Origin of the sequence: Deminuibacter soli (assembly GCF_003412455.1) — a bacterium.
GTDB lineage: Bacteria > Bacteroidota > Bacteroidia > Chitinophagales > Chitinophagaceae > Deminuibacter > Deminuibacter soli.
The window spans coordinates 252,623-274,665 of record NZ_QTJU01000004.1 but is presented as its reverse complement, the minus strand read 5'-3'; the positions used below and the strand labels follow the sequence as shown (position 1 = coordinate 274,665).

1 protein-coding gene is annotated in these 22,043 nt (G+C 47.7%); it reads right to left on the bottom strand.

The genetic code is table 11. The features are described 5' to 3' along the window. Positions 1-59: 59 nt before the first annotated feature. A complete protein-coding gene (locus DXN05_RS13540; RefSeq protein ID WP_116847801.1) occupies positions 60-21,839 on the bottom strand; it encodes a T9SS type B sorting domain-containing protein in 21,780 nt (7,259 codons plus the stop codon). Positions 21,840-22,043 lie beyond the last annotated feature (204 nt).

The following is a 22,043-nucleotide window of genomic DNA, read 5'->3' as shown; positions in this document are numbered from 1 at the left end:
GTTGATTGCCGGAGCGTTCAACAAATCCTTATTTATGATGAGTGCCTTCTTTTTAATGCCTAACGCACTACTTCAAGCCAGCCGGAGAGCGGTTTCTTCTGCACACCATCGTTCAGGCGGATGAGATAGTAGTAAGTGCCTGCAGGTACATACTGACCATTGTATTTACCGTCCCATGGTGTTTTACCGTTTCCTCTCCACAGCGGTACACCCCACCTGTTGAATATTTCAATCAGGGCATTCGGGTAGTTGCTGAGACCTTTGATTACCCAGGTATCGTTGATACCGTCGCCGTTTGGTGAAATGGCATTGGGCAGTTCAAATTTCATCACCATCACATTCACATTGTCCATCACGGCGCAACCAAAGTTGTTGGTTACTTTGAGTGTGTACAGGGTGGTTTGTTTAGGATGTACCACCGGTGTTAATGAATGCGATGAAGCCGAATCTTCGTAAGGTGACCAGAGCAGTGAAGTATAGCTACCCTGAACAACTGCTTTCAGCTGGGCAGACATGCCTTCGAACATGCTTACATCTTCACCTGCGTCAACATATGGTACGGGGTACACCTTGAAGGTATTGGTTTTCGAATCCGAACATCCACCCTGTACAGTGTAGGTATAAGTAATACTGTACGTACCGGCTGATAATGACGGGTTGAATGTACCTCTTGATGTGATACCGCTTCCGGTGAACACACCCACACCCGGCAGACCAGCTGTTTCAGATGCTGTAAGCTCGAACGGCGCAGCATTCTGACATACGTTGGCAATTGGCGGGAAGTCAACCTTCGGTGTTCTGTCTATCGCTTTTGATACACGCAGCCAGTAGAAACAACCGTTGGTATTTTTCGCGTGCACATAGTAGCGAACGGAATCACCCTGCAGGTTATCGAGTTTCAGCTCGGCGCCTTTAACTCTTACAATGGTTGGGTCAACAACATCTGTCCATTCGAAACTTGTACCGGTTACCAGTCTTGAACTTGCCACCAGGTCCATTGTTTTGTTCTGACAGAATGGTCCTTTTTCTGTGATCGTTGTTACCGGCGTTGCATTCACTACAACCGGGAAGTTTTGAACATAAGGACACTTGTTACCGCCTGCCGCATCGTAGGCTTCGAGCCTGTAAGTACCGGCATCCTGCATAGATGCTTCATTTATTTCGAACGTGCTGCCTGGCACCTGTTTACCGTTTGGTGTGTACCAGTTGTAGGTAACCTCGGTATTGGATGAGGCAGTAAGTTTAATGGGGCTTCCTTCGCAATAGAAATCAGCCAGGCCATTGAACGTTGCAACCGGCGCTGCGTTCACACTTACTTTAATGGTTTGTGCAACAGAACAGTTGGCAGTGCCCTGTGCGTCTATCATAAAGGTGTAGGTCTGTGCATCGGATGCTTTCACATTGTCTTTCACAAACGTTGCGCCTTTGGCTACCACATTACCAGCTGCATCTTTCCATATAAAGTTTACGCCGCTGATATCGCTTTTACCGGTGAGTTTCAGCTGACCGCCTTCACACACCGCGTAGGTGCTACCCTGGTCTACGGTGAGGTTGGCTTTCGGATAAACCCTTACGGTTGCCAGGGCATTTGCGTTTGAACAGCCCATTGGCGAAACCAGTTTAAAGTGGTAGGCCACATCTACCGGTAACTTGGTACTGTTGGTTAACACATCCTGTGGTAAACCTGAACCGCTGTTGCCAGCCGGCGCAACTGTTATACCGCTTGCGTTATCCCTTGTCCATGTGCCCAGCGTTGTACCTGCAATATCAAACTTCGGTGTTGTGCTGAAGGCTTTGGAGCCTGTACAGATCGCTATCACATCTGAAGTACTGAATTGCGGTGTGGGGTTTACTACGATGGTGTAACGTACCGATCCGTTCGGATTGGTAGTGGTATACACCACATCTGTTGTACCTGCGCTAAGACCAGTTACTGTGATGGTAGTACCGGTGGTTTTGCTGATGGAAACTATTTTACCGTTATCCACACTCCATTTACCGCCGGTATAGGTTTCTGTAAGATCAACTGTTTGACCGATACAGAGTTTGCCGTTGCCGGTGTTGCCACCCGGGTCTGTGATTGGCGGTATCTGTTGTGCTATTACATACACATCCATTGTTTTGGCTGCGTAACAACCCTGTGCATTCCCTACTGCATACTGAACAGTAGCTGGTCCGCCAACTTTATTGGCTGTTACCACACCTGTAACAGGATCTACAGAGACAATGGTTTTATCGGTACTGATCACACTCCATGTACCACCTGCAGGACCAGATGTAAACGTAAACTGGTTGTTCACCCATATTGGCGACTGGCCGCTGATGTTTTGTACAACAGGCTGCGCAATAGTGGTTACGGTTACCGGCAGCATATCTGACGTACATCCTGTAGTAGCTGCATAAGAAGCCTGTATGTAGTACTGACCTGCATCTACCTTGGTTGGATCAGCTACTTTAACCTTATTCTGATCGTAGTAAGTATACGTGATCGCCGCATCCGGGTTCTGAACGGCAGTAGTAAGATCTACCTTGTTCGGCGCACATACCGGCTGTGGATTTTTCACTTCCAGTTTAGGCTGCGGGTTGATAGTGACAGTAATGTTTTTGCTATCAGAACAGCCATTGATTGTGAATGCCTGGATAGTGTATGTTCCGGCGCCTACTTTAACCGCATCGGCCGGTAACACTTCTGTATTGGTAGCCTGGTTAAAGTATTTGTATTTCACGATATCTGTGCTGCTGCCCTGCGTTATAGTAGTATTAGTGAGATCGTAGAGCGCTGGTGCACATATTGCATCTGAAGCCTTCAGCTGCAGATCTGGCTTATTATAAGCGATCATCTGCACTTTATGCTGCACCGATGCACAACTTGCACTTGTTGAAGTAGCTGATACATAGTAGTAACCCGCATCAACACTGGCCGCAGCTGTACTGGTTATTTCAGTTATACCGTCTGCCAGGTAGTAATGGTAGGTAACACCTGCTATCGGTTTCACCAGTTTGGTGAGATCGCCTTTATCGGGGCTACAAACCGTACCAACAGCATCCACATCTATGATCAGCGCTTTGTTCACCACAGCTACTACCGGCTGTACAGTTTGACAACCTTTGGCGGTTGTTTTATCTGTCACCTGTATGTAATAGGTGCCGCTGCCTACCTGTGCAGGATTGGCAACCTGTGTAGCAAGATCTGATGCTGTAAAGTAACGTACAATGTAGTTCGGGTTGTTTACCGCGCCATTGGTTACTGCAGGTGCTGTAAGATTTACCAGGTTAGGTTCACATTCAGGAGCCGGGTTGGTAATAGCTACAACCGGTGCCGCATCGATGGTTACCACGATCGGTTTAGGATCTGATACGCAACCACCCGGTTCGCCAGCCACACCAGCTACCCAGTAAGTACCTGATACTGCTATCTGCGCAGCATCTGCATCGCTTATTGGCTGCAGCATTGCCTGGTCTTTGTAATAATGGAAGTTGGTAATGCTCTTATCGCTGTTTTTGATGATATCGTACGCCATGATATTTACCGTACCACCACACTGTGCTTCAGGCTGTGTAACCACCACTACCGGTTTCGGTTTCACTGTAATGGTCACCGGCACTTCACGTGAACAGGTTGTGCTGGTAAACGTACCCACGATGTAGTAGTTGCCTGCACCCACTGCAGTAGCGTCTGTTACCGGCGCATGTGTTGCAGTAAAGTATTGATAGGTAAGATCAGGATTGCTTGCATCTACCAGTTTGGTAAGATCTACTGTACCCGGAGAACAAGGTGCAATTACAGGCGATACATTAATGTCGGGCTGTTTGTTGATCACCGCTGTTACCGTTTTACCCTGTGCCGCACATGAAGCAGACGGATCGTTTGCTACAATGTAGTACTGGCCTGCAGTTACCTGCGTAGGATCTGCCACCGGTGTTGTACCGTTTGCCTGGTAGTAATCGAAGTGAATCAACGGATCGTTGCCTGTTACCGCTGTTGTCAGGTTCACTTTATCCGGATCACACGCCGCAGCAGGATTTTTGATGGTATAGTTGAGCCTTGTATTCACTGTTACCGTTACTGTAGCAGGGTCAGATACACAACCATTTGCCGAAGTAGCCACAATGGTGTAAGTACCTGCACCAACTGCATTGGCTGTAGCAGTGATATCTGTTCCCGAAGCGTTGTAGTATTTAAGAGTTGCCACCAGTTTGCTGCCGGCTGTTACTGCAGGCAGGGTAAGATCTACCGTTGCAGGCGCACAAACCGCTTGCGGGTTATGCGGAACAACCACAGGTTTCTCGTAGATGGTCACTTTAACCTGGTGCTGGCTTATATCGGAAGAACATCCTGTTACAGGATCTTTGCCCACGATATAGTAAGTACCTGCACCAACACTGTTGGGATTAGCAACAAGTACAGTCTGGTTGCTTTCATAATAAGTGTACGTATAGGCCGGGTTGTTAGCTGGGTCTATCGCCGTAGCCAGGTCAACTGTACCCGGAGCACAGGTACCGAGGTCTGATTTCACTTTTATGTCGGAAGGCTGTGCATTTACCTTGATGTCGATTTCTATATAATCGGAACTACACTGACCATTTGTTACCACTACATAGTAAGTACCTGCAGCTACCTGAGTAGGATCAGGCACCTGTGTGGCTTTGTTACTGTAGTAATAAGTGTAATTGTAGCTGGCATCGTAACCTGTAGATGCTTTAACAGCCAGATCGAGATTACCCTTTGACGGTGCACACACGGCAGCCGGCTGGGTAATGGTTAATGAAGGCGTAGTGGTAGACGTTACCGTAACCAGTGTTGGTACTGAAGTACAACCTGTATTGATGTTGGTACCAACAATGTAGTAAGAGCCATCCACAACAGATGTTGGTGTAGCCACCGGTCCGGTGCCATTTGCATTGTTAAAGTAAGTGAAGCTCAATCCTGCGTCGCTGCCGGTGGTTACACCTGGCAGGGTGAGGTCGCCATTGTTTGGTGAACAAACCCTGATCGGGTTAGTTACCACTTTAGGCCTGTCGCTCATGAGCACCTCTATTTTCTGCAGATCAGATACGCACCTGGTGGTATTGTCAGTTGCACGAACAAAGTAAGTACCTGGGTCTACCTGTGTAGCATTAGCAACCGGTGTTGCAATACTGCCAGCGAAGAACTCATAGGTTACTGCTGCGTTTGCAGGTACTGCTGCATTAAGATCGGCTTTAACCGGTGCACAGGTAGTTAACGGAGATGTTACCGTAAACACCGGCGGCTGGTTAGCCACTACCGTTATTTTCACCTGAACTGAACCACATGCATTCACATCATGGGCAACAATGTAGTAATCACCTGCACCTGCGTGCTGTGCTTCAGTCGTTGTCATTACCGTAGTGCCATTAGACTGGTAGTACACGAATGTATAGTTGTTCGGGTTACCGTTTGTAACACCCGGATCGGTCAGGTCTACTGTATTCGGTGCACAGGTAGTAAGCGTTGCAGCAGGCAGTACTACTACCGGCTGTGAACGAACTGTTACAACAACAGCAGTAGCATCTGAAACGCAATGTGTACCGTTTCTCAGTGTTGCTGTGATGTAGTAAGTACCTGCGCCAACTGCTGCAGGGTTAACCACCTGCGTGCTTAATGTTGCATCTGTATAATAAGTAAAGTCAACATCCGGCGTGCTGCCTGCTGTTACAGCCGGCTGAGTAAGATCTACGGTACCGGGCGCACAGATTGCTTTAGGCGGTGTAGTTACAACAACCGGTTTGCTTACAATTACAGCGGTAAGCTGGTGCAGTTCAGATGCACAGCCACCCGGTGTGGTAGCCTGTATCCAGTATTTACCTGCATCTACCTGTTTGGCGTTAGCGGTAGTAATTACTGTATAACCATCTTGCTGGTAATACGTGTAAACCAGTGAAGGATCATTGCCTGCCGTTACGGAAGGATCAGTAAGATCTGCCTTACCAGGCGCACATACTGCAGGCGGATCGTTGGAGACAAAGGCCGTTTGCGCACCGATTGTAGCTACCACAGCCAGCAGATCTGATTTACAGCCGGTAACAGGATTAATACCTTGTATATAGTACGTACCTGATGTTACCTGTGTTGCAGCTGCAGCGCTGATAACCGTTTTATCGGCTTTGTAGTACACAAATTGCAAGCCTGCATCACTGCCTGCAGTCACTTTCGCATCTGTCAGGTTCACTTTACCAGGCGCACATACCGGATCAGGATTTTGTACCTGCAGTTTCACCAGCGGGTGAACAGTAGCAGTTACCTGGCCGATGGTTGTACAGCCTGCTGCATTTACAGCTGCAATGTAATAAGTACCTGCATCTACGGCTATAGGATCAGCTACTGCAATGGTTGCAGCTGCGTTGGTATAATAACCGTATTTCAGTGAAGGATCGTTGCCTGCGGTTACGTCTGGCGTTGTGAGGTTCACCTTGCCGGGCGCACATACTGCCTGCGGATTCTGCAGGGTAAGTTTCGACGGCTGGTTAACGACTGCTGTAATTGCCTTGAACTCAGACATACAGGTAGTTGTTTTGTCCACCGCTGTAACATAATACGTTCCTGCGTCAACCGCTGCAGCTGCAGCCGCGCTGATTGGCTGTTTGTTTACATCAAAGTACAGGAACTGCAGGTTAGGATCGGTAATGCCTGCTACTGCCAGTGTAAGGTTTGCCTTTGCAGGTGCACATACAGCCGGAATAGTTGCCGGAGAGAAATCAGGCTTATTATGTATTGTTACCACAACAGGAGCTTTCTGTGATACGCAGAAAGTTTTGTTATTGGTAGCAGTTATATAATAAGTTCCTGCGGCTGTTACACTGCTTGCCTGCGCAGCAGTGATCAATGTACCGCTCGGATCGTAATACGTAAAGCTGATGTTCGCCGGAGCGCTGCCAGCTGTTACCGCCGCAGCAGTAAGATTAACGCTCTGAGGCGCACATACTGCAGCCGGGTTGGTAATTACCACTACAGGCAGTGCATTCACAACAGCCGTTATTTTCACAGGATCTGACGAACAACCTGTTTGTGTAGAAGTACCTACCACGTAGTAATCTGCTGCAGTTGCATTTTTCGGGTCGGTAACCGCGATAGTGCCAGCTGCGTCTGTAAAGTAGGTGTAGGTGAGTGCAGGATCATTACCAGCGGTAACGCCGCCCTGCGTAAGGTCTACATTATTAGGCGCACACACCGCAGCCGGATCATTCAGGTGCAGTACCGGCTTTTTATTGATGGTAACAACCACTGATTTTTTATCAGCGCCGCAACCATTGGTCGTAATCGCCTCTATGTAGTAAGTACCTGATGCAACCTGTGTAGGATCTGGTACTACTGTATGTTCATCACTGTAATAGTAGTTGAACTGTTTAATTGCCGGATCTGCTGTTACCGCCGTGGTAAGATCTACCAGTTTAGGTTCACAAACAGGTGCAGGGTTTTTCACAGAGAACTGAGCCTGGCTGTTGATGGTGACATCTACTTCGTTGAAGTCGGACAAACAACCGTCTTTAGATACCGCTACGATATAGTATTTGGTACCGGTTACCTGCTGCGGGTTCAGCACAACAGTTTTCATGTCAGCCTCATAATAAATGAAGTGATCGATATTGGCTGAGCTGCCGGCTGTAATGGCTGCATCGGTAAGATTTATGGATGACGGCGCACATACAGGTGCAGGGTTGGTAATTTTCACCACCGGTTTAGGATGTACAACGGCCTTAACAGGTGTTGGTACAGAAGAACAGCCGGTAGTAGAAGAAGTGCCTACCATGTAGTAAGTGCCTGTATTGACCTGTGTTGCATCGGGCACCGGTGTACCTGCATTATCCAGGAAATAAGTATAGATAAGATCGCTCGGGTTACCTGCCACAATTCTTGGATCGGTAAGGTTTACCAGGGCTGGTTCGCACACAGCTGCAGGATCGGTGAGTTTTAATACCGGGTTTTTGTTTACTACCACGGTTACTGATTTCCTGAGACTTGGGCAACCATTCACAGAAACGGCTTCGATGTAGTATATACCTGCACCCACTTTTGTAGGATCAGCCACTACCGTTGTGTTATCCTGGTAGTAATAGTTATAGGTAACACCCGGAGAGGCGCTGGACCTTACCGCAGGATCTGTGAGGTTAACTGTTTGCGATTCACATACCGGTTTAGGATTGTTAACCGTAAACTGTACCTGGGCGTTGATTTTGATGGTTACTGCTTTGGCCGCAGAAGAACAACCGTTTTTATCAACCCCTACGATGTAATAAGTACCGGCATCTACCTGCGTGGGGTCTGTTACCTGGTTGGCCTGGGTAGCATCGTAATACAGGTAGTGATCTATACCGGTAGTGCCTGCAACAATTGCAGCATCGGTAAGATTGCCTTTTGCAGGCGCACAAATAGCAGCTGGCTGCGTGATTTTCACAATTGGCTGCGGATATACTTTAGCCTCTACACGGCTTATTGCAGAAACGCAACCCGTTGCTTTGGACGTAGCGGTAATGTAGTAGAACGCGCCGCCTACCTGTGTAGGATCGGGTACAGTTACCGTACCTGCTGCATCGCTGTAATATTGGTAAGTGTAGGCAGCATCTGTGGCAATGCTGGTTAAATCTGCCTTACCCGGTGCACATACGGGCTGAGGATTACTGAGATTCAATACCGGTTTCTTGTTGATAACAATATCAACCGGTTTCATTACCGAACCACAACCATTGGTGGTAATGGCTTCAATATAATAGGTACCTGCACCCACTGCACTTGCATTTGGCACCTGCTGAATTTTATTGCTGTAATAAAACTCGAAGTGGTCAATGGATGGATCAGCAGTTACCAGTGTATTAAGATCAAACAGTGCGGGCTCACAAATTGGCGCAGGCGTTTTCACTGTAAACTGTGCCTGGCTGTTAACCGTTACCGTAACCATTGCAGGATCGGACATACAACCTTTACCTGTTACACCTACAATATAATAAGTGCCTGCTCCTACTGCTTCCGGTGTGTTAAGAACCGTCGTTTTATCTGAAGCATAGTAGAGGTATTGTACAATATCTGCCGAACTGCCTGTTGTGATCGCTGATGCTTTCAGGTTAACAGTAGCAGGCGCACAAACTGCAGCCGGCTGGGTAATGGTAACAACAGGTTTTTTATAGATAACAGCCGTTACCGGTGTTGGATCTGAAGAACAACCATCTTTTGAAGTACCCACCAGGTAGTACACATTCGCCGGCACGTTGGCTGGGTCGGGTACTGCACTTGCAGGATTTGCATTAGCTGCGGTAAAATAACCATAGGTCAGTGATGGGTCGTTGCCCTGTGTAACCGAAGGCTGTGTGAGGTTAACCAGTGAAGGCTCACAAACCGGTGCAGGATTGTTCAGCTGCAGTTTTGGTTTGGCGTTTACAATAGCCTGCACGGTGCCTGCTACAGATTTACAATTATTGTTACCGGTTACAACAATCACGTAGTTACCTGCCGGAACTGCGGCCGGGTTTAATACAGGCGTTACACCATTATCAGTGTAGTAGTCAACAGCGGTAATTACATCGCTTGTTACAATAACTGAAGGATCTTTCAGGTTAACCAAACCTGGCTCACATACTGCAGGCGGGTTATGGAATGTTACCTGGGGCTGTTTGTTGATGATCACTTTTACAGGTACCGGAACTGAGCTACAACCCGACCCGTCTTTACCTTGTACAAAATAGTCACCTGCATCCAGCTGCGCCGCTGCAGTGGCACTGATAACAGTTGTTCCGTTCGACTGGTAGTAAGTATACGTTAAGCCCGGCGTGCTGCCTGTTTTATACGCATCCGATGTAAGATCTGCCCTGTCTGGTGCACAAAGCGTAATCGGGTTCGGTGCAAACACAACAACCGGCTGCGGGTTAACGGTTACATGTACCGGCTGCGGTTCTGATTTACAGCCATACAATGTTTTGCCTACGATATAATAGTCACCTGCACCCGCCTGGGTTGGCGTTGTCATCGGCACAGTAGCCAGGTTATCGGTGAAGTAAGAGTAGATCAGGCTTTTATCAGGTAAAACAGCATTGCTGGTCAGGTCTACTGTACCAGGGCTACAAACTGCAGCCGGCTGGTTTACCACAAATTCAGGACGATCGTATACTGTTACTGTAATTGGCTGTGGCACTGAAGTACAGCCGGTAACTTTATCTGTTCCGATTACATAGTATACGCCATCATCCACTGCTGCTGAATTAGGAACAGGGATGGTGCAGGCAGCATCCATATAGTAGCTGAACTGAAGTTTAGGATCAGCTGTAACACCATTTTTCAGGTTCGCCTTGGCCGGTGCACACAGCGGCTTAATGGTAACCGTGGTTACCACAGGCTGCGGGTTGATGGTTACGGTTACCGCCTGGGCAGGCGCATTACAGCCGCCTGTTACAACACCTACAATATAGTAAGTGCCGGCTTTGGCATGCACAGGGTCTGCCAGCAATGTGCCGGTTGCCACATTCACATATACATCGAAGCGATTGAATGCAGGATCACTGCCCTGTGTAATAGCCGGGGCGGTAAGATCAACTGTAGCCGGCGCACAAACTGCAGGCGGTTGATTTACCACCATCGTCGGTGCATTGTTTACGGTTACAGTTACCGGTTTGGGATCTGAACTACATCCGGTGGCAGTGTTGCTACCAACAATGTAGTAGGTACCTGCCGGTGCATGTGCAGGATCGGTCAGTGCAATAGTACCCGCTGCATCTGTATAATATTTGTATTGCAGGAATGCATCGCTGCCTGCAGTTACAGCCGCGACAGTAAGATCTGCGGTAGCAGGGCTGCACAACGGTGCAGGGTTTACGGTTACAACATTCGGTTGTTTATTGATGGTTACCGTAATTGCTGCAGCAGCAGAAGAACAGCCTGTTACAGGATCTGTCGCCACTACATAGTATTTACCTGCTGCTACTGCATTTGGTGTGGTTACTTCAACTGATGCGGCTGCATCGCGGTAGTATTTAACAGCCAGCGACGGATTGCTCAGTGTAAGCGTAGCAGTACCCAGGTCAACCAGTGCAGGTGCACATGCAGCTGCAGGGTTGGCAGTTACCTGCACCTGCGGCTGGGGATTTACTGTTACAACAACCGGCTTAATGCTATAACATGTTGTTGCATTGTTGGCACCTTTGATATAATAGGTATTGCTGCTGCCAATTGTTTTAGGATTACTTAATACCGTTGTACCTGCTGCATCCTGGAAGTAAGTGTAAATCAATCCACCTTCACTGCCTGCAGTTATAGCCGGCAAGGTAATATCTACTTTACCCGGTGCACAAACAGGTGCAGGATTGGTGATCACCAGGTTCGGCTGCGGGTTAATACTTGCCACAACAGGCATTACTTTAGATACGCAACCGGTTGTTGCAATACCGACGATATAGTAAGTACCGGCAGTTACAGCAGTTGAATCTGTCACATGCGTTGTGGTTGCTGCGTCTGTGTAATAATTGTAGGTTAAACCTGCGTCGCTGCCGTTGGTAACAGAAGACTGGGTGAGGTTTACTTTACCAGGCGCACATACTGCAGGCGGATTGGTAACCACAACTTTAGGCTGTGGCCTTACCGTAGCAGTTATTTTTTTAGCTACAGACAAACAGCCGGTTGTATTGTTAATGCCGATTACATAATAAGTACCTGCGCTAACTGATGTTGGTGTAGTTATTTCAGAAGATCCGGCAGCATCCATATAATATTTGAATGTCAGATTCGGATCACTTCCTGCAGTTGAAGCCTTGGTTAAATCAACTGTTGAAGGAGCACATACTGCAGGCGGGTTAGCCACCTGTATCTGCGGCTGCGGATTTACCACAACCTGTACCTTAACAGAATCTGAAGTACAACCGGTAGCGGCTGTACCTACAATGTAATAAGTGCCGTTACCTGCCTGCTGCGGAACAGGTACTTTTATTCCCTTGGCTACATTAATGTAATAAGCGAAGGTAAGCCCGGCATCGCTGCCTGCTGTTACAGACGGAGCAGTAAGGTCTGCAGTACCCGGCGCACATACAGGTGCTGGAGAAGTAGCCACCACAACAGGTTTGCTGTTTACGGTTACCACCACTTTTTTCGGCTCGGATGTACAACCTGTGGCAGCCCTACCCACAATATAGTAAGTGCCGGCCGGTGCTTTGGTTGAATCGGTCATATGCGTGGTAGCAGCGGCATCGGTATAATAGTTATACGTTAAACCTGCATCGCTGCCGTTGGTAACACCAGACAGTGTAAGATTAACCGTTGCAGGCGCACATGCCGCAGGCGGGTTGGTAATAACCACATTAGGTTGCGGGTTAACAGATGCAATAACAGGCACTGCATCGGATACGCAACCGGTTGTAGTGTTTTTACCTACCAGGTAATAAGTACCGGCGCTTACCTGTGAAATATCAGGCACCAGTGTTGTTGTACCGGCATCTATATAGAAGCTGAAGCTTAAACCCGCATCACTGCCTGCGGTAGACACCAGGTTCAGGTTTACTTTACCAGGCGCACACACTACAGGAGGATTGGTTGCTTTAACCTGTGGTTTGGCGTTTATAGTTACCGTTACGCTCTGCATATCGGCATAACAGCCGGTTGCATTGTTATAACCAAGTATATAATAAGTACCGCTTGCTGCTACTGCAGTGGGGTTGGTGAGTACCAGTGTTCCTGCTGCATTTCTAAAGTAGCTGTAAGTTAAACCTGCGTCGCTGCCGTTGGTGATGGCAGGTGCAGTAAGATCTACCGTACCCGGCGAACAAATTGCTGCAGGTGCATGGGTTATTACAACTGGTTTCGCGTTTATTGTAGCTACCACCAGTTTGGGATCTGAGTAACAGCCGTCTGCCGCCTTACCTACAATGTAGTACAGGCCTGCATCCACTTTCGTTGAATCCGCCAGGTGCACGGTAGCAGTGGCATCGGTGTAGTAATTGTAAGTTAAACCAGCATCGCTCTGTATAGTGATACCCGGCTGTGTAAGGTCTACTTTCGCAGGCGCACAAACAGGCGCAGGATTAACGATAACTACATTAGGCTGTGCATTGATAGTAGCTTTTACAGGCATTGCATCAGATTTACAGCCAAAGCCGTTGAACCCGATTACATAGTAAGTGCCCGCATCAACCTGGTCGGGGTGTTGCAGTTCATTGATACCACCTGCATCTACATAGTATTTGTAGGTAAGCCCGGGGTCGCTGCCTGCTTTTGAAGCAAGTGTAAGATCTGCTTTCGCAGGTGCACACACTGGCGGTGCATCGCCGGTTACCACGATTGGTTTGGGATTAACCGTTACAGTTACAGGAATAGTAATGGTATTGGCACACGCCGTAACAGTGCTATGGGCAACAATGTAGTAAGTACCGGTACCCACACTGGCAGGATCAGTTACTTTAATTGTGCCTGCACTGTTGGTATAATAAGAGAATACCAGGTTGGCATCACTACCTGCCGTAATTGCCGGTGAAGTAAGATCAATGGTACCCGGTGCACAAACTGCCCCCGGTTGGGTGATGACTATTTTAGGCTGGGTATTGATCTGCACTTTTACAGGCATTGCAGGAGACGTACAACCAGTTGGCGCAATACCAACAATATAGTAGGTACCAGCGTTGGCTTTGGTTGAATCGGTCATATGCGCTGTAGCTGCTGCATCTACATAGTAATTAAACAGCAGCCCTGCATCACTGCCCGCTGTAATAGACGGTTGTGTAAGGTCTACCTTATCAGGCGCACAGGCCGGAGCTGGGTCGGTGATCACTACAACAGGCTGTTTGTTCACTTTTACCACCACCTGTTTGGAATCAGATTTACAACCGGTTACCGGGTTGGTACCAATAATATAGTAGATACCTGAATCTGCTGCATTAGGCGTATTGGCACGCGTTGTACCGCTGGCATCAGTGAAATAGTCGTACACCAGTCCTGCATCGCTGCCTGCGGTAATCGCCGGGCTGGTTAAATCTACCTTGGCAGGGGCGCATACTGCAGCCGGTGCATGTACCTGTACAAATGGCCTTGCATTAACCACTGCTGTTACTGCAGCGGAGGTACTACAACCGGTTGCCGGGTTAGTTGCCTTAATGTAATAGGTGCCGTCATTTACCGCATCGGGTGTTGGAATAGCACCTGTTAAATCGCTGAAGTAATAGTAGCTGTATGATAAACCAGCATCACTGCCTGCCGTTACAGCAGCAGCCGTGAGGTTCACTTTATCAGGTGAACATACCGGTGCCGGGTTGTTGATAACGAGCGTTGGTACTGCGTTGATTTTTGCAATTACCGGTATTGGCACTGATTTGCATCCTGCCAGTGTAGTACCTACAATATAATATGTACCGGCATCAACCTGTGTTGAATCAACCGTATGGGTTGTTGCGGCCGCATCAATGAAATAGGTATAGGTAAGACCGCCATCGCTGCCTGCTGTTACCTTGGCACCTGTAAGGTTTACTTTATCAGGTGCACAAACAGCATCGGGATTATGAATGGTAACCGTTGGCTGACGCGTGATGGTTACCTGCACCTTCATTGCATCGGATGAACATCCGGTAATCGTGTTGGTGCCAATGATATAATAAGTGCCGGCATCTACATGCGCATAATCAGTAACTGGTTTTGTGCCCAACGCGTCGATGTAGTAACCGAATGTCAGGGAAGGATCAGTACCTGCCAGTACAATGGCGCTGTACAGGTTGGCCTTGTCAGGCGCACACACGGTAAGGGTATTGTTTACCTGAACCAGCGGTTTGGCATTTACGGTAACATTTATTTTCATCGGAACAGAAGAACATCCGGTTGCCTTGTCTGTACCAACAATATAGTATACACCATTACCCACAGCAGCCGGATTGGCAACAATTGCTGTTGCGCTGGCATCTGAGTAATAGGTATAATTCAGGTTGGCATCACTGCCTGCTGTAATAGTACCTGCTGTGAGGTTGATGGTTTGTGGCGCACATACAGCCGCAGGATCGTTAATCTTCACTTTCGGTTGCGGATTAATGGCCGCAATCATTTTCACCGGTACTGAAGAACAACCTGTAGCAGATGATTTACCAACAATATAATAAGTACCTGCATCTGCCTTTGTTGAATCCGTCATATGCACGGTTGTAGCTGCATCAATATAATAGGTAAAGCTCAAACCTGCGTCGCTGCCGGTTGTAATACCGGCCTGTGTTAAATTTACTTTATTCGGCGCACACGCTGTTACAGGATTGGCCACTACCACTACAGGCAGCGCATTCACCAGGGTATTTACCTGCATTGGCAACGATACGCAATGCGTTGCAGGGTTGGTACCGAATATATAATAAGTACCTGTGCCTACAGCATTGGGGTTGGTAACTGGTTTGGTACCACCTGCATCGATAAAGTAAGAAAAATTCAGCCCTGCATCTGTACCACCCGCAACAATTGCAGTTGCCAGGTCAACCGTACCGGGGTAACATACAGCAGGCGGGTTTTGCACCTGTACCTGCGGTTTTTTGTTTACGGTTGCGATAACCGGTTTGGGATCAGATTTACAGCCGGTTGAAGGGTTGGTGCCTATAATATAATAGGTACCTGCATTTACCGCTTCGGGATGTGTTTCCGGTACAGTAGCTTTTGCATCATCAAAATAACTGAATATCAGCGCCGCATCACTGCCTGATGTAACCACCGGTGCAGTAAGGTCAACTTTGTCAGGCGAACATACGGCATCAGGGTTAATGATTACTACTTTGGGTACAGGGTTCACTGTGGCCACAACAGGTATGGGCTGTGAAGGACAACCGGAAGAAGGCACACCAACAATGTAGTAGGTACCGCCGGTTACCGCACGTGCATCTGCCACTTTTACCGTAGCAAGCGCATCACTGTAATAATAGTAAGTAAGCCCCGCATCGCTGCCTGCTGTTACAGACGCCTGCGTAAGGTCAATGGTGGCAGGGGCACAAACAGGTGCAGGATTGGTGATGATTACTTTGGGCTGTTTGTTGATGGTTACTTTAACAGCCATTGCATCTGAACGACAATGTGTGGAGGCATTGGTTCCGATGATATAATAAGTACCCGCGTCTACCTGGGTATATGTGATAATCTCATCTGTTGCAGCAGCATCCCTGTAGTAGTTAAAGGTGAGGTTATTGTCTGTACCTGCTGCAACAATCGCTGTTTCCAGGTCTACTTTACCCGGAGAACAGATGGCTGCAGGGTCTTTCACCTGCACTTTGGGTTTTGCATTTACCGTAGCGGTAACAGGCTGCGGAACAGAAGAACAACCTGTTGACGGTTTGGTGCCCACAATATAATAAATACCGGCAGGCGCACTCTGTGCCTGGCTTAATGTAAGCGGCTTGGTGGCTGCAGCATCCGTGTAGTAAGTAAAAGTTAAACCGGCTTCACTTCCGGCAGTTACTGCCGCTTCGGTAAGGTCTACCTTATTGGGCGAACAAGCTGCGTCAGGGTTATGAACTGTTACTGCAGGCGGCTGGTTAATAACACCGGTTACCGCTGTAGGTGGTGTAGAACAACCAAATGATGAAGTACCCACTATATAATAAGTACCGGCATCCAGGTGCTGCGGATCGGCTAATGCAACAGTACCGGCTGCATTGCCAAAATAAGTATATGTTAATCCAGGATCGCTGCCTGCTTTTACGCTTAAGGCAGTTAAGTCAATTTTATCAGGAGCGCAAGCCAGTACAGGGTTTTTCAATACCATGTTAGGTATAGGGTTCACCGTAACCTTTACAAGCTTGGGATCAGAGCTACATCCTGTAACAGGATCGGTACCTACTATGTAGAATGTACCTGAATTGGGCTGCTGCGCAGGCACTGCATTTGTTGCACCTGCATCTGTATAAAATGCATAGGTCAAACCGGCATCGCTCGATGCGGTAACAATAGCGGTGTTTAAGTCAACCGTATTAGGCGCACACACCGCTTTAGGATCTGCTACAATTACTTTGGGTTTAGGGTTCACTTTTGCGAGAACCGGTTTCACCGTGAAACAGCCTAATGTGGTATTTGTTGCTTTAATATAGTATGTACCTGAATCAACTGCCGTAGGATCGGCAATTACACTGGTAACCGTGCTGTTCAGGTAATAGTCCAGTTTTAAACCTGCATCACTGCCGGTTGTAATGGCAGGGTCGGTCAGGTTTACCTTGTCTGGAGAACAAACAGCAGCAGGCTGGTTAATAACAAGGTTGGGTGAGCTTTTTACCGTTACGGTAAAAATATCACTGGTACCCTTACAACCATTGGTGCCGTTAATTACATAAGTAATGTCTGCAATACCTGCTTTAACACCGATAATCAAACCGGTGAGTGAATCAATTTTTGCAATGCTGGTATCGCTGCTTCTCCATACACCATTGGCGGTAGGATCTTTCAGGTAATCAGCATTACCGGCACACAGCGTCTGGTTACCGGCAATTGGTGACACCGGCGGCTGCGGGTTTATGGTAGCAGTAACAGCAACGGGCTGTGACGAACAACCTGTGGCTGCAATGGTTCCTATAATATAATAAGTACCTGTTTTGGTAATATTCTGCGCTTCTGCCTGTGTAAGCGGCTGGGTAGCTGCAGCATTTTTATAGTAGGTGTATACCAGTCCGGGATCACTGCCTGCTGTTACAGACGGAGCAGTTAAATCAATAGGCAAAGGCGCACACACTTCTGTCGGGTTGTGTGTTTCAACATGCGGAGAGGGGTTGACTGTTACTTTAACCTGTTTAACAGGAGACAAACAGCCACTCACTTTATTCTGCCCAACAATATAATAAGTACCGGCAGTTACAGATGTAGGATCGGGCACCAGCGTGGTAGCACCGGCATTGGAATAATAATAGTATTTCAATCCTTTTTCACTACCGGGCGTAACAGCAGCAGTATCTGTAAGGTCAACTGTAGCAGGTGCACATACGGTCTGGTCTTTTGTATTTACAACAGGCTGCGGATTAATGCCAACTGTTACAGATATAGGGTTTGATTTACAAGTGGTAGTACCTGACTGACCCACAATCCAGTAAGTTCCGGCAACTACGTTTGTAGGATCGGAAACCGGGCTGGTTAAATTATTGTCGTTGAAATAAGTGAACGTCAGTCCGGCATCGCTTCCTGCTGTAATAGCAGGATCTTTCAGATTTGCCTTGCTTGGTGCACAGAAATTTTTGTCAACGGTTACTACATTCGGCAGGCTGTTGATGGTTGCTGTAATTGCAGTAGGCACGCTGGCACAATGTGTTGTTGGGTTAGTACCTACTATATAATAAGTACCGCCATTCACGGTATTGGGTGTACCCACGAAATTAGTAGCAGCCGCATCAGTATAATAGGTGAAAATCAAACCGGCATCGCTGTATACGGTAGCATTCGGACTGGTAAGGTCAACATAGTTGGGCGAACATACCTGCAGCGGGTGGGTAACAACTTTCGGCTGCGCGATAATGGTCACTTTCACCGGCACAGCAATGGAAACGCAGGTAGTTAAGTTGTTGGTACCAATAATATAATAAGTACCGGTAGTTACCGATGTTGCGGGGTTAAGCGGTTTTGTTGCAGCGGCGTTGGTATAATAGCTATATACCAGACCTGCATCACTGCCATCTGTTACACTAATGTCGGTAAGGTCAACTGTTGAAGGGAAACAGGCGGTCTGGTCCTTGGTTACTACCGTTGGCTTCGCATTAATAAAAGCCCTTACCAGTTTGGGAGCCGATTGACAACCGGATGTTGCATTCTTACCCACGATATAATAGTTACCCTGTGTAACACTGGTAGGATCGGCGACAGGATTGGTTGCCGTGCCATCCAGGAAATAACTGAATGCCAAACCGGCATCACTGCCTTTGGTAATACCTGCCCAGGTAAGGTTAACAGTTGCGGGCGCACAAACTGCGGTATCATTGGTAACAACGTTCGGCAGGGTTTTTACAATCACTTTTACAGGTGTTGCTACCGACGAACAGTTAGAAGTTGTATCAAGCCCCACAATATAATAAGTACCACTGCTCACCTTGGTTGGGTCGGCAATAGGATATTGCTGGATATTATCGAGGAAGTAACTGAATTTCAGATTGGGACTGCTGCCCACTGTAATAGAAGGCTTGGTAAGGTCAACCGTATTGGGCGCACAAACCGAAGAATCGTGCGTCACAATTACAGGAACCGGGTATTGCGTTACTACAACCGGTGTAGCTTTACTGGTACAACCGGTAGAAGTGTTGGTACCTACAATATAATAAGTAGCCGCAGTTACATGCGTTGGATCTGATATCGGTTTTTGTATCAGCGTATCGTAATAATACGCATAGGTAAGCCCTGCATCACTGCCTTTTACTACGGAAGGATCTTTCAGGTTTACATCATCGTATTTACAATAAAACTGCGGCGTGGTTTTTACAACCGGCTGCGGTTTGCTGGTAACAACAACCGGTATCGGCAACGACGAACAACCACTGCTTTGCCTGGTACCTACTATATAATATGTACCCGGTGCGGCGGCCTTTGTAGGATCGGCCAATGGCACTGTACCAGCAGCATCTGTAAAATAACTGAACACGAGCGCAGCATCACTGCCTGCAGTTACAGCAGCAGCTTTCAGGTTTACCGTGCCCGGGTAACAAGGTGCAGCCGGCGATACAGTTTTAACCACCGGTGCAGGATACACCCTTAATGATGCGGGGTTACTTACCCTGGAGCTACACGCGTAGGTAGGACTGGTTACAATTACCTGGTATTTATAGCCATGCTGTGCAATGCTAACGCCTGGTATAATCAATGTATCGTTGGTAGCTCCGCCAATTGGCTTGAACCCTCCGCCGCTTCCGTCATTCACATACCATTGAAACTGCGCGTCAGATACCTTACTGGTTACAAAAAAAGTCGCATCGCTGTACTGGCACACTGTGGCATCTACCGGCTGTGTAGTGATATCCGGCGTTGGGTTGGCTGTAAGTACCATATTGGTAGAGGTTGTACATGCACCGGCTGTAGCTGTTACCAATACCAAATCACTTATCGCGCTGTTGCTATTGTTTACCGCAGTGAAAGAATTAATCTTGGTAACGTTGGTACCCGACGAAGTGGGCATACCGATACCAGGTGTAGGATTTTTCTCTACCCAGGAAAAAGTAGTTTTAGGAACCGAACTGGTGAAGTTGATATTACCGGTTGCAGCGCCGTTACAGAAAACCTGGCTACCGGTAATAATAATATCGGGTGAAGGATTCACCGTAACATCTACCTGCTGAAACGGATAAGAACAACCTGGCTGCGTTACCTGGCAGTAATACGACAAAAGTCCTGACGTTGCAGGAATTGTTACCAGGGGATTCTGATCTGTACTTAGGTAACTGTTAGGCCCTGTCCATATAAAGGTTTGCCCGGATGCATGGTTAACCGGGTCGCAGGCAAGCTGTACATCCTGGCCGGCACATACCGGGTTAGGCGTTGCCGTTACTATAGGTTTGAAAGAAGCAAAGTCTGAGAAATAACCATAGCTACAACCGGTTGTACCATCACCACAAATAATCCCCATGTGGAATTTGGTGCCGGTGTTGGTGGCAATGATAGACCCACCCGATGGAACTGTTGCTGTAGACAGGTTAAATATTTTGGCGTACATCCACGTGGTATTGGGAATAGGCACAAAAGCGGTAGGTGGGATCAGTGTTTTGGTGGTGCCATTCACTTTCGTAACAAAACCGTTGATACCTGCTTTGGGTACCAGTACCACCAGGCTGAATTGCTGTGCATTCGGGCGTACCACACCTACCTGGTTTGAACCGGTACAGTTAATGGGAGGCACCTGCGCATAACCCAGTTCACAACCGTTACCAGTCACGTGCATCAGTGAAATTGGTGCAGATGCATTAATGTACAACGCACTGTCTTTATATAAAAACTCGTACGACTTACCGGCATTGATGGTGACCGAAAAATCCGGCTGCCCTCCCTGCGAAAAAGTAATGGTGGTATTATCAATCAACGCTGTAACTACAGCCAGATCTTTTGTTACCGGTGAATAGATGGTCTGGTAATCCAGCGTGCCCACAGGACTGATATATTCCAATCCATACATGTTGGTAGGTACCAGCTGGTCACCACCCATATCATAACAGGTAGTACCTTTTGAATCTTTCGCTCCCACCGAATCATCCGACATCGTTACCGCAATAGGTTTGTCGGAAGTAATGTAAGAGCCGCCCAGGTGCTTGGCTGCCGAAGTTGAGTTAGAGGCAAAACAAAAAGTCTGACCCTTGTTTAATTTAATAGTATAGGTCTGACCCGCCAGGTATCCGCCCTGGCAATTGGTAGATGGTTTAAAATTAATGGTCGTATTATCCTGCGTAGCTACAATGGTGGCAGTATTATAAGGTGTAGGTGAATAACCGCTTGCGTTAGACCAGATATCCTGCCCTGGTACGTAAAATTTTACACCCAGACCATTCCCTCCTTTCAACGCAAAAATCTCCGGGTCATGTACCGAAGCTTCATCGTAGTAGGCAGTAACCGGGGCAGTGGCAGTTACCTTCAACCCCCAGTTTCCTATTTTACCAAACTGGCACTCGAGTGAATCCCTGTAGGTAGTAAGCGGGATAGATATAACGGAGTTGGCAGCTACTATTCCGGAAGTATACAACACCTGGTTTTTACCAGGCACACTAACGGTAATAACTGCAGAAGAGGAGAGCGTTGTAACACGCAACTCCATATCCGATTCTGCCACCGTAGCATGACCTTTAGTGGCCACAGGTATACCTATCCAGAAAGCAGTGTCGGTTTGGGCTTTTGCACGCGCAAATGGAAGCGCCAACATCAGGGTTACAACAATAATACGCCAATTCATTTCTTAAGGGGTTGGTGTTAATGAATTTAATATTCATTCGCACAGTTATCTGCCGCACAACTTGTTCAAAAAAGGGTAAAACCAGTAACAGCCACTGCATACATGTACGCAACGGCCGCTTTATTATCGATCCAGTAATTTATATTGACACTTATGTTTTATCGCTGCAAACGAAAAAGGCGCACCACGGCAAACACGTGCCTG